This window comes from Rhodococcus sp. NKCM2511, assembly GCF_014905595.1.
Lineage (GTDB): Bacteria > Actinomycetota > Actinomycetes > Mycobacteriales > Mycobacteriaceae > Rhodococcoides > Rhodococcoides fascians.
Window position 1 is genome coordinate 516,137 of the sequence record NZ_BNHJ02000002.1, and the last position, 11,767, is coordinate 527,903.

12 protein-coding genes are annotated in these 11,767 nt (G+C 62.0%); 8 read left to right on the forward strand and 4 right to left on the reverse strand.

Features of this window, described 5'->3' with window-relative positions; all coding sequences use genetic code 11:
* Nucleotides 1-6 precede the first annotated feature (6 nt).
* Genes JLZ96_RS19080 through JLZ96_RS19090 form a run of 3 tightly spaced genes read right to left on the reverse strand, consistent with a single transcriptional unit; the run spans nucleotide 7 to nucleotide 3,570 of the window.
* Nucleotides 7-1,026, reverse strand: a complete 1,020-nt coding sequence (locus JLZ96_RS19080; protein WP_201010977.1) for a dihydrodipicolinate synthase family protein — start codon at nucleotides 1,024-1,026, stop codon at nucleotides 7-9.
* A 59-nt stretch (nucleotides 1,027-1,085) separates the two neighbouring features.
* Entirely contained in the window at nucleotides 1,086-2,582 is a 1,497-nt protein-coding gene (locus JLZ96_RS19085) for an NAD-dependent succinate-semialdehyde dehydrogenase (RefSeq protein WP_201010978.1), read from the reverse strand.
* 10 nt (nucleotides 2,583-2,592) lie between these two features.
* Nucleotides 2,593-3,570, reverse strand: coding sequence for an ornithine cyclodeaminase family protein (locus JLZ96_RS19090; RefSeq protein ID WP_201010979.1), 978 nt, complete (start codon nucleotides 3,568-3,570; stop codon nucleotides 2,593-2,595).
* 408 nt (nucleotides 3,571-3,978) lie between these two features.
* Here JLZ96_RS19090 and JLZ96_RS19095 point away from each other — a divergent pair, with 408 nt between their 5' ends.
* The 8 genes from JLZ96_RS19095 to JLZ96_RS19130 all read left to right on the forward strand — a co-directional run bounded on the left by JLZ96_RS19095 (nucleotide 3,979) and on the right by JLZ96_RS19130 (nucleotide 10,831).
* The gene (locus JLZ96_RS19095) at nucleotides 3,979-5,358 is read left to right on the forward strand and encodes a Rieske 2Fe-2S domain-containing protein (protein ID WP_201010980.1); all 1,380 of its coding nucleotides are present in this window, start codon (nucleotides 3,979-3,981) and stop codon (nucleotides 5,356-5,358) included.
* A complete protein-coding gene (locus JLZ96_RS19100) occupies nucleotides 5,358-5,912 on the forward strand; it encodes an aromatic-ring-hydroxylating dioxygenase subunit beta (protein ID WP_201010981.1) in 555 nt (184 codons plus the stop codon). Before JLZ96_RS19095 ends, JLZ96_RS19100 begins: the two co-directional genes overlap by 1 nt.
* A 16-nt stretch (nucleotides 5,913-5,928) precedes the next feature.
* Nucleotides 5,929-6,144 carry a ferredoxin gene (locus JLZ96_RS19105; protein WP_201010982.1) on the forward strand — a complete coding sequence of 72 codons (216 nt, stop codon included), beginning with the start codon at nucleotides 5,929-5,931 and terminating at the stop codon, nucleotides 6,142-6,144.
* Entirely contained in the window at nucleotides 6,144-7,385 is a 1,242-nt protein-coding gene (locus JLZ96_RS19110) for an NAD(P)/FAD-dependent oxidoreductase (protein ID WP_236254170.1), read from the forward strand. The genes JLZ96_RS19105 and JLZ96_RS19110 overlap by 1 nt, the downstream gene beginning before the upstream one ends.
* Nucleotides 7,386-7,451: 66 nt before the next feature.
* Entirely contained in the window at nucleotides 7,452-8,285 is an 834-nt protein-coding gene (locus JLZ96_RS19115) for an SDR family oxidoreductase (protein ID WP_201010984.1), read from the forward strand.
* A gap of 44 nt (nucleotides 8,286-8,329) precedes the next feature.
* The gene (locus tag JLZ96_RS19120) at nucleotides 8,330-9,502 is read left to right on the forward strand and encodes a S9 family peptidase (RefSeq protein WP_201010985.1); all 1,173 of its coding nucleotides are present in this window, start codon (nucleotides 8,330-8,332) and stop codon (nucleotides 9,500-9,502) included.
* A 133-nt stretch (nucleotides 9,503-9,635) separates the two neighbouring features.
* A complete protein-coding gene (locus JLZ96_RS19125; RefSeq protein ID WP_201010986.1) occupies nucleotides 9,636-10,604 on the forward strand; it encodes a fumarylacetoacetate hydrolase family protein in 969 nt (322 codons plus the stop codon).
* 41 nt (nucleotides 10,605-10,645) lie between these two features.
* Nucleotides 10,646-10,831: a hypothetical protein gene (locus tag JLZ96_RS19130; RefSeq protein WP_201010987.1), complete on the forward strand. Its 186-nt coding sequence runs from the start codon at nucleotides 10,646-10,648 to the stop codon at nucleotides 10,829-10,831.
* 254 nt (nucleotides 10,832-11,085) lie between these two features.
* Here the strand turns inward: JLZ96_RS19130 and JLZ96_RS19135 are convergent, their stop codons facing one another.
* A complete protein-coding gene (locus JLZ96_RS19135; RefSeq protein ID WP_201010988.1) occupies nucleotides 11,086-11,766 on the reverse strand; it encodes a TetR/AcrR family transcriptional regulator in 681 nt (226 codons plus the stop codon).
* Between the last annotated feature and the right edge of the window lies 1 nt (nucleotide 11,767).

Genomic DNA, 11,767 nt, shown 5'->3' on the forward strand with positions numbered 1-11,767 from the left:
ACAGTGTCAGGCCGGGTTACGGCCCACGAAGAACTCGCGAAGCGGATCCATGGATGGTTCGAAGCCGGAGTCGATGAGTCCCTTCCGAAGTACGAGCATCTGGCCGTCGTGGATTCGCTGGGTGGGCTGACGCAGAGGGCCACCGTTGTATCCCTGTAGCCATCCCTGAAATTTCCACGCCTGCCTGTTGATGAACGCGCCGCCGTTGAGCACTTGGCCCAGGCCCGCCTTGGCCTTGCGCGCAGCATGCATTTGCCAGAACAGTTCTGTCGCGTCGTCGTGCTTGCCGTCCGCGAGAAGCTTCATCATCCGCGGGATGATGGGCCCATAGAATTCGTGGTCACTGGTTGCAGACAACTGAATGGGCATCAACTGTGACAGGGTGATCAGATCGGCCTCGATCGGTACCGAGATGACGACTTCGTCGCCGAACAGACGGTCGCACTCGATGATTCCCTGGATGTAGGGAAACCCGCCTTCGGCCTTGATGACGGCAATATTGGGGCAATCGTCGAGAAGTCGACGGATCAGGCGGGTGGGGATGTCCGACTGGTGAATTCGTGGACTGAATCCCCAGAGAAACATCGGGAAGACGATGACGGCAAGATCGGTGGCGTCACACACCGCCTTCGTATATTGGTAGATCTCCTCTTCGGACTCCGGGTAGAAGTTCGGCGGATACGAACACAGCACGATATCTGCGCCGGCCTCCTCGGCACCGCGAACGGCCTCGATGTTATCGGCAAGTGTGCTCCAACTGCCGTGGTGTACGACAACGAAGTCCTCACCGGCCTCATCGCGTGAAATTCGAAGAAATTCCAGATATTCAGGCAAGGTGATGTTCACCTCGGAGACACCCAGCGTCCCGAGGAATCCGTGCTCTTTCGCCAGACGGATGTCGTGGCGGATCCCTGCCTCGTTGATGGATTTCAGATCGCCGGTGAACGACGGGATGGTGCAGTTCACTGCGCCGACGAGCTTCTCGCGGGCCCATTCGCGGGCCTCGCTTCGCGTGTATACAGCCATGTTGTTTCCTCTCGGGGTTGTTTTCGAAGACCAAGTCGTGGTTTCTGAAAAGGCGACTGCTACGACGCTCCGGCACCCTCCCAAGCGAGGTACTTCATCTCCATGTATTCGTCGATGCCGTACACCGATCCCTCCCGGCCCAGACCCGACTGCTTGACGCCGCCGAATGGCGCAATTTCATTGGAAATGAGGCCGGTGTTGATGCCGATCATTCCCGCCTCGATAGCTGCACCGACCCGCCACGTCCGCTCTGCATCACGGGTGAAAAGATAGGCAGCCAAACCGAATTCGGTGTCATTTGCCATGCGGATCGCATCATCCTCCGCCTCGAATCGGATCAGTGGCGTCACGGGTCCGAATGTTTCTTCTCGTGTGATGCGCATCGTGGAGTCGACTTCGGCGAGCACCGTGGGTTCGTAGAACAAACCGCCGCGATCGTGACGCCGACCGCCGCAGAGCACACGCGCACCAAGGCTCACCGCGTCGGCAACATGCTCTTCCACCTTCGCTACAGCGTCGGCGTCGATGAGCGGCCCCTGTTGAACACCGACCTCGAATCCATCACCGACCACGAGGCCTTCGACCTGACGTGTCAACGCCGCGGCGAAACGCTCGTAAATCCCCGACTGGACATAGACGCGGTTGGCGCTGATGCAGGCCTGACCCGTATTGCGGTACTTGGTTGCGATAACGCCGGCGACCGCTGCGTCCAGATCGGCGTCGTCGAAGACGAGGACCGGCGCGTTGCCGCCGAGTTCCATCGAGGTCTTCTTGATGGTCTGCGCAGATTGGGCGAGCAGCAGCCGCCCGACCTCTGTCGACCCGGTGAAGCTGACCTTGCGAACGACTGAGTTGCCGGTCAGCACCGGGCCAATCTTCTGCGCATCCCCGACTACGATATTCAGCACGCCGGCAGGCACACCCGCTCGTTCGGCGAGTTCGGCCAGAGCAAGCGCTGTCAGTGGCGTCTGTTCGGCGGGCTTGACCACCATCGTGCACCCGGCGGCCAGCGCAGGAGCAGCCTTGCGAGTGATCATCGCGGCGGGGAAGTTCCACGGCGTGATGGCCGCACACACACCGATCGCCTCACGCAGCACCACGACTCGTCGAGACGATTCGGGGGCGGGAAAGATATCGCCGTGAACGCGTTTGGCCTCTTCACCGAACCACTCGATGAACGAAGCTGCGTACTTCATCTCGCCGATTGCCTCGGACAGGGGCTTGCCTTCTTCGAGAACGATGAGCCGTGCCAGGTCCTCGGTGTTGTCCCGAACCAGCTCGAACCACCGACGCAGTATGTTGGAGCGCTCCTTGCCGGACAACCCGCGCCACGCAGGCAGGGCGCGTTGCGCAGCGGTGACGGCGAGCTCGGTGTCATCCGCGCCGGACGACGGCAGATCAGCGATCGGTTCGCCCGTGGAGGGGTTGTGCACCACGAGCCGTTCGCCACCGTCTCGCGTCAGCCACTGACCGTCGACGTAGGAGGAAGACCTGGACAGAAGGGCGTCGGTCAGACCATGGCTGGGTCTCGGTGCGGTCTCGAGGGAGGAGATCATCGATGCACTCTCATTTCTTGACTGTCGGGATCGAGATGGGCAGTGGGACTCCGAGTCCACGGCGGCGAGCCTCGGCCAGACACATCGCCGCGACGGCGATGTCCTGCACCGCTGAGCCGACCGACTTGTACAGCAAGATCTGGTCACCAGCCGTGCGACCCGGATGCCGCTCAGCCACCAGGTCCGCCAGCGGGATTGTTTTGGACCTCAAGTCGACACCCGCTGCCGTAGCCGCTTGTGCATCCCCGGTGTCGTGCAAAACCTCGTCGACCATGTCAGCGACGATCAGCTCGGCGCGATCCATCAGTTCGACATCTACCTCGTGTTGTTCGGGGAGGGTCGATCCCACGGAGACAACGGTGGTGCCGGGCTGGATCCAGGCACCGCGGACGGTGGGTGACTCATCGCGCGAGCGGGCCGCGCAGATCACCAGATTCGCGGTAGCGACTGCACTCTCGGCATCGCGGGCCGCGTAGACGGGCAGGTCCGAGTCTGCGAATTCTGCGACGAACCGAGATCGGCTCTGCTCACGGGGGCTCCAGACGGTGACCGTGTTCAGGGTGCGGGCTGCAGCAATGGCGCGCAGGTGCTTTCCGGCCTCGAAGCCGGATCCGATGACGGCGACGTCGAGGTCGCCGGAGCTCGCCATGAGCTGCGCGGCGAGCGCCGAGGTGGCGGCGGTACGAAATCCGGTGATCGACTGGCCGTCCATCAGAGCCACCAGCTCAGCGGTGCGCTCGTCGAACAGAGGAATCAGATAGGACACCTGACGGGTGGTCATGGCTGCAGCGATGTGTTTGGCACCCATGAAGCCGCCGGCCGAGATCCCGGTGAGGGTTCGCAGCCAGCTGGCGTCACCGCGGGCCATCGACCGTTCCGGGTAGCGCGATTCTGCGACATCGCCCGCGTACGCGACGCGGAGCGCCTCGATTGCCTGTGTCCAACCGAACGAATCTCGAACTGTCTGGTCGTCGAGTAGCAGCGTCATGCGGCAAAGTCCCGACGATCGAGGGCGCGTGCCATCAGGCGTGCGGCAGATGTACCGCGCCTGCCCCCGCCGTAATTGATGTGTTCGAGTCGAATCATTGAAAGCCACCTCGTTCGGTCCGGGTGTTCCGCGAACAACGGATGCGCAGCAATGGTGCTGCGCGTCCTCAGGCTAAGCGGCACCTACCACCCGCAGAAACGATTCGTTTCGATATGACGCCATCGATGACATCGATAATGGGTGCACACCCCAGAGGCGGATCGCTGCCATTCGACAGAAATAATCCATTGATTTCATCGATTCTCCGGCATCGAAACTTGCACCTTCCGGCGTTGTGATGGCGGTCATACCATGGGCTCTACCATCAGAGCTTCACCCTGATCGATTCGGTTTTTGCAAGGGAGCTACATGACAGTCATCACGCCCGCCGTCGCTTCGGATGTCACGCCGATCCTCGACCGTGTCGAGACGGAACTCGAGCAAAATCGAGTACCAGCGGAGATTTGGAACAACGACGCAGTTTTCCGGGCCGAATTGGACCAAGTGTTCGGCACGTGCTGGGTCTTCGTCGCGCACGAGAGCGAAATACCCAATGCCGGCGACTTCGTTCAACGCCGCATCGGTCTCGATCCCGTGATCGTCACGCGCGACGGTTCGGGCAGCATCAACGTGTTGTCCAACTACTGCCGCCACCGCGGCACGCAGGTATGCCAGACGGACACGGGCAATTCGCGCTTCTTCAAATGTCCGTACCACGGCTGGACCTACTCCAACAATGGCGACCTGATCGGTACGCCGCACATGCGCGAGGCGTACGGCACGCGGCTGGACCCCAAGGAGTGGGGTCTCAAGAAAGCCCCACGCGTCGACGTCCGCTCGGGTTTCATCTTTGCGTCGCTGGCGGCGGAAGGCTCCTCTTTGGAGGAATACCTGGGCGGGGGCGGGTGGATGCTGGACGTCCTGGTGAACCTCGCTCCCGGCGGTATGAAAGTGGCCGGCCCGCCAGAGCGGTACCAGATCAACGCCGACTGGAAAGCCGGTGCCGAGAACTTCTCCGGAGACGCGTACCACGTCGATACTTTGCACTTCAGCAATGAAGAAGTGGGAATGATTCAGGGTACGAGCGCCAATGCCGAGATGATGGATTCATACGATTTCGGCGGCGGCCACGCAACGCTCGGTTTTCCGTGGGCACGAATCGGCATGCCCATGTGGGGCTACTCACCGGAAACTGTCGCTCAGTTCGATCTCTCGGCCTTCGACGACGCTCAGCGGTACGTTCTCGAGACCAACCCGCCGACGATCGGAAACATCTTTCCGAACTTCAGTTACCTGCGCGCAGTCGCCCCTACGGTTCCCGGCGGCCCTCCAGCGGTCGTCACCACTTTCCGGGTGTGGCAGCCCATCGCGCCGGGAAAGATGGAATTGTGGAATTGGCAGTTCGTCTACGAGTGCCAGAGCGAGCAGGAGCAGCTCGATGCCTACGTGACGGGCCAGCTGCTGTTCGGATCAGCCGGCACCTTCGAGACCGATGACACCGTTGCCTGGGAGGGTGCCGGTCGCGCGGCGAAGAGCGCGTGGATGCAACGCGAAAACCTGAGTTTCAACTTCGAGCAGGCCGGTCGGACCACAGTGGACACCGCGCCGGACCCCGACTATCACGGCCCCGGCAAAAAACGACCCACTGGTTTCGGGGAGTTCGCTCAACTGGAGTTCTACCGGCACTGGCTCGCCGTCATGCGCGGCGACGACTCGTCGCCCGAGACGAGCGACGGACGGTCCGCGTGATGACCACTATCGCAACCACCGAGCACGAGCCCCGACCTGCTGATCCGAGTTCCCGGACAGACATCGAGCTGCAGAACATTGCGACCCAGTTCTTGTCCCTCGAATCCAAATTGTTGGACGAGGCTCACGAAGAAGACTGGTTCGAGCTTCTGGATCCCGAGCTGCTGTACGTGATCCCGATCAGGCAGGCGACCGAATTGAGGTCGGACGAGGTCGACCGCGCCGCGTTTCGAGTCCGCGACACCTTGGCGCACGTAAGACTTCGGATTGACCGTCTCGCTACTTCCCAGGCGTATTCGGAAATTCCGCCGTCACGCACCATGCGTCTCGTCGGTTCGGTACTGGCCCGACCAACCGACCGTGACGACGTCATTTCCGTCTCGAGCGCTGTGCTTCTGTATCGCCAGCGGGGTATCGATCCCCACTTCGATCTGATCCCCTATCGGCGCAACGATGAACTCCGCATCACGGCGGACGGGCCACGACTTCTGCGCAGGGAGATCCTGTTGACCGAAGTTGCGATCGCCACTCCCAATCTCGGACTTTTTCTGTGAGCAAAGGATTGTTTCGATGAGTGACCAGACTGTCGTCCGTTTGGACAGCGTCCGGTGCCGTTCCTATGGAATCTGCACAAGCATTTTGCCCGATGTCTTCGACCTTCCGGCCGGTGCCCCAGCAGCGGTCCTGCTGCGACACGAGGTCGATGCCGATGATGTCGACGACCTGGCAGAAGCAGTACGGGCGTGCCCAGCCCAAGCCATTTTGCAGGGCCCCGAGCCAACGTGATGGGCACACAGTCGGAGGCCGACAATGTCGTCGTGGTCGGGGCGTCGGCGGCGGGCTTGGCCGCAGCCGATGGACTGCGTGAGGGCGGGTTCGAGGGTCGGATCACCGTGCTGGGATCAGAACTGCACCATCCTTACGACCGCCCGACGCTGTCGAAGGGCCTGCTTCTCGGCCGTGGAGAGCCGGAGCTTCTCGAAATTCGCTCGGCAGAGCGGATCAGCGAGAACCGTATTTCACTCATGCTGGGGCACAGAGCAGTGGGCCTCGACATCGATCGCAAATACGTGATCACCGACCACGGTGAAACGCTGTCGTGGGACGCTGTCGTTCTGGCGTGTGGTGGTCGCCCACGGATACTCACCACGGACGAGGGTGAAGCACTGCCGGTGCTCCGAACCCCTGAAGATCTCAGCGCCCTGAGGCGGGCAGCAGCCCGCCACGGGGACGTGACCGTTATCGGCGCTGGTCTCATCGGACTCGAGATCGCAGCCGGCCTCACCGCACACGGTGTATCCATCACGGTTGTGCACGACACCGAGCGACCTCTGGAGACCATCGTCGGGCCCGAACTCGGCCAGGTGATCGCCGACCTCCACGCCAGACACGGTGTCAACTTGAAGATGTCGAGTGCCGTCACGTCCGTGTCGGGTGGACTCGGTGCCTACACGCTGCACCTGGCGGACGGATCGACGCATCGGACGTCGTACGTGGTCGCCGGCATCGGAGTCGACCCTGACGTCGATTGGCTTCTCGAGTCCGGTGTCACGCTGGACAGAGGAGTGCTCACCGACGCGGCGGGGCGAACGAACGTGCCCGGAGTGTGGGCGGCCGGCGACGTGGCCCGTTCCGATCATCCGATGTTTCGCGAGCCCTTGCGGATCGAGCACTGGACACACGCCGTCGAGAAGGGCAGACACGTAGGCCTCAACATCGCCCGCGGCACCGACGACGCCTTCGGCGGCGTGCCCTACTTCTGGAGCGACCAGTTCGGATATCGATTCCACAGCTACGGACGCAGAGCCCCTGGTGACGACATCGTCGTCGCCGAGGGATCACTCTTCACCGACGAGTTCCTGGTGTTGTTCGGCCAGGGCGGTGAGTTTCACTCCGTCTTCGCCAGCGGCCTCACACGGTCTCTGCGTGGTTATCGCAAGATCCTCGCTCGCGGCGGCACCTGGGACGAGGCCCTCGCCCTCGCGCACGCGTCGAACCCTGAGCAGGCCCCTTCAGCAGTCCGCTGATCGGTGTCGGCAGTCGATTCACGCCACAACTCATGCCTGTCACATCCACAGAGGGACAAAACAGCTATGCAACTTCTCGACGACCACGTCGTTCTCATCACCGGCTCGGGCTCCGGCCTCGGACTCGGCATCGCCCGGCACTTCCGTGAGGAGGGTGCAACGCTGGCGCTCTTCGAATACGACGAAAGGAAGGTTGCGACGCTCCGGGAGGAGTTCGGCGACGACGTTCTGGTGGTGCAGGGCGACGTTCGCAGCATCACCGACCTGACGCGTTGCCGCGACGAAATCGTCGGTCGCTTCGGCCGGCTCACCTCGATCGTCGGAGCCCAAGGCATCTGGGACGGCAACGTCCGATTGGCCGACACCCCGGTGGAGCGTATCGACACTCTTCTGGACGAAGTCTTCAGTATCAACGTCAAGGGCTACGTCCTGACCGGACGCATCTTCCTCGACCTGCTCGAGGCAGAAGGGGGTGCTGTCGTGTGGACCTGTTCGCAGGCAGCATTCGCCGCCGACGGGGGCGGAGTGGCCTACACCGCAAGCAAGGGTGCCATTCGCGCGTTGGTCAACCAAATGTCTTTCGAGTTCGCACCCCGAGTCCGCGTCAATGCGGTTGCGCCGACCGGTATCGCGAACAGTCAGCTGCGCGGACCTGCCGCACTCGATCTGCAGAACTCCCTTCAGTCCGACATCCCAGCTGACGCTTACAGACAGCAGTTCGAGTGGCTGGCACCGCTTCAGCACATGCCCTCACCCGAGGAATACGGTCCGATCTACGCATTCCTCGCGTCGCGACACAACACGGTGATGACCGGACAGACGATCCTGGCGGATTCGGGGTCCCTGAACCGGGCACTGATCAGTATTCCCGAACTTCTCGCCACAATGCCGGGTGCCTGAGTACCCCTGCCGCCCAACCACATTCACGCAACAGGAAGAACTCGATGTTCGAATACTTCCCAGGCAACTACGTCTGGAACATGTCCGTAGTAGGCGCAATGAACTCCGGCGGCCGGATCGACGAGGTCGACCGCGCGTGCCGACCATTGCTCGAGGCCGCAAAGGGCGGTAGCGATGCCGGCACGGGCGAGTTCTTGAAGGTCTGGACCGACCTCACGGATTCGCTGGTGGAGACGGCTCTGGCCGCAGAAAAGGCGGGCCACGATCTGACCGCGGGCGGGATCTATGCCCGTGCCACGAATTACCTGTGCACCGCCGAGCGGATGCTTTCCGCGAGCCACCCCGACCGTGCGTCCATCTACCGCCGAGTGATGGAGTTGGCCCAGAAGGGATTCGACCTTCGTGACCACAGCATCTCCCGTGTTTCCATCCCATTCGAGGACACGACATTGCCCGGTTATTTCTCGGCTGCACCGGCGACCGCGGACGGGCCGGCTCCGGTCATCATGCTCATCAACGGCTTGGACTCGACCAAGGAACACATGTATATCTCGGGATTCTGGGCCGAGTTGGCAGATCGGGGAATTTCGTGCCTCATGCTCGACCAACCAGGATCCGGGGAGGCACTTCGCCTGCAAGGTCTGATCGCACGCCGCGAGTCCGAGACCTGGGCCGGCCCGGTCGTCGACTGGCTGACGGCACGAGATGACGTCGATGCCGCCCGGATGGGGGTCGTGGGCTGGTCGTTGGGCGGCTACTACTCACCTCGGGTCGCGGCGTTCGAGAAGCGCTTCGCCCTGTGTGTCGCTTGGGGAGCCAACCACAACTGGGGTGCAGTGCAGCGGCGGCGGCTCGACCGCGAAGGCGAGCACCCTGTGCCGCACTACTGGGACCACGTCTTGTGGGTCTGGGGTCACAAGGATCTCGACGAGTTCATCGATTTCGCCGACTCGATTCACCTCGATGGAGTCGTGGAGAAAATTACGGTGCCGTTCTTGATCGTGCACGGCGAGAACGACCGACAAATTCCTTTGGAGTACGCACATCGGTCCTACGACCAGGCGGTGAACGCACCCTCTCGCGAGCTTCGTATCTTCACAGCAGAGCAAGGCGGCGCGGAGCATATCGGGATCGACGACCTACCCCGGGTCAGTACCGACATCGCCGATTGGGTCTCCGACACCTTCGCGGCGGTACTCCCACAGCCGGCTGGTTGAGCCAACCAATCACACTGCGCACCAATCCATCTGCCGTGGATGTCTTGTGTCCGGAAACAGCGGTCAACCCCATCGCGATCACTTGACTCGACCTGCGGCCTGAGTCCCCCAAAAAACACGAAGGAGCTTCACCATGCGTTTCGCCACGTGGGTTCACGATGGTCGAGTCACTACCGGCGTAGCGAGCGACGACGGACTGCACGCGTTCGACCGGCAGGTTTCGATCCTCGAACTCGTTCGGGCCGGACTCCCGATCGCTTTGGAGGTCGGTGCCGAAGCAGTGGGCAACCGTCCCGTCGATCTCGCAGCAGTGCGGCTGCTTCCGCCGATAGAGCCGCCCACAGTGCGCGACTTCGCAGCCTTCGAGGAGCACATGGATGGGGCCGGAAAATCGATGGCGGCTTCGGCCGAGGTCGAGCCCGAGTGGTATCGGAGACCGGTCTTCTACTTCAGCAATCCGTACGCGATGATCGGTGCTCACGACGACGTGGCCGTACCACCGGAATGCCGGGTAATGGATTACGAACTCGAGGTGGCGGCCGTCGTCTCGCGGGATGGAGCGTCCATTTCCCCGGCACAGGCTCGAGACCACATCTTCGGATACACGATTTTCAACGACTGGTCGGCGAGGGACACCCAAGGCGGGGAGATGAAGGTCGGCCTCGGCCCAACCAAAGGCAAGGACTTCGCCACCACGCTCGGCCCGTTCCTCGTCACAGCCGACGAGCTCGATCCTCATCTGACCTCCGACGGTCTCTTGGACCTCGACGGTACGGTCTCGGTGAACGGCACAGTCACCGGCCGAGACAACTTACGCAACATGAGCTGGTCGTTCGACGAACTCGTGGCTCAAGCGTCACGCGGAACGTGGGTCAAGGCCGGGGACGTCCTGGGATCCGGAACGTTCGGCAACGGCGGGTGTCTCGTGGAGTTGTGGGGGCGCTCCGGTACGCGCACACCGGAACCACTCCGGCCCGGTGACGTGGTCGAGATGACGGTCGAGAAACTCGGAACGATCCGCAACACCGTCGTCGCGGGCTCAGAAGCGCCGGCTCTCTGTGAGGCACGGCGGCACGACTGGAAAGCTCAGCGCCGCAACTGAACACACTCACCGAATCAATCATTCGATAATTGGGGCAGTACGTGATCACGAAATTGAACATCAAATGGCTGATCTCGGAGGTCGGCTGGTACATCGCAGAGGGTGGTGCAGGCATCGCGGCGACCTACGTCCCATTCGACTGTGACTATTGGTCCGGAAAGAGGCTGCAGCGCCGAACCGACCGTGCGTTCGACGTGTTGGTGCATGCCCTCGACGTACGGCCATAACATTTTCGATTCAGAGCCGAAGCCCGCCCGTCTTTCGCATCAGTTCCGGGGGCTGTCGCGATGGTCAGCAACGTCACCGGATCAACGGGTGCACATCATCGTTCGAGCCGGTCGACCTGAAGAGATCCGGGGTACTGAAAGTAAGCCGACAAAGAAACAAGGGAATGCCACATTCATGATCGTCAACACCGTGGCCGTAGTGATTTACCGCCCACGCTGAGACTGATCAAGCGGATGTCGGGGGTGTCGTGATGTCACGCTTCGCCTGTCGCAGTCGCGGTGATACCGCCTTCGGCGAAATGCAGTAGTGCTCGGTGGCGTTGATCGAGGTCGTGTGTGTGCATTCGGCCTTCGGTGAGGCTGTCGAGCCGCAGATTGTTGGAGTAGGTGTGCATCGCGGCGGCGACCAGGTGGAGGTAGGCGTCGTGAATCGCGGCGTCGTCTGCCTTCGGGAACAGTGTGTTCAAGTGGGCTATGAAGTCGGCGGCGATGGCGTTGAAGTCGTCGACTATCAGCCGTCCGATTGGATGTCCGGAGTTGGCCAGTTGCGCTATGAGCCGAAAGTAGTTGTCCCACCCGCGATCACCGGCGCGGCTGCGCATCGGTTCGGTGAACGCATCGATCAGTGCACGTAGACGTCGAGCTCGGGATCCATGGGCGGGTAGTTTTTCCAGTCGGGAGCGTCGGTCGTCATTCAGAGGTCGAATGCGTCTAGCCAGAACGGCTTGGAACAGTCCTTCCTTGCCACGGAATTGCTCACTGACCGCGGCCAATCGGGTGTCGGCTCGGTCGGTGATGTCACGGACACTGACGCCGAAGTAGCCGCGGTTGGCGAAGAGTTCCTCGGCGGTGTCGAGCAGCCGCTCTTGCAGTCCGGCGCGTTTGGCCTCGCGTGCGGTGCGCGGTTGCGGGTTGTCTGGGGCTTGCGCAGTCACG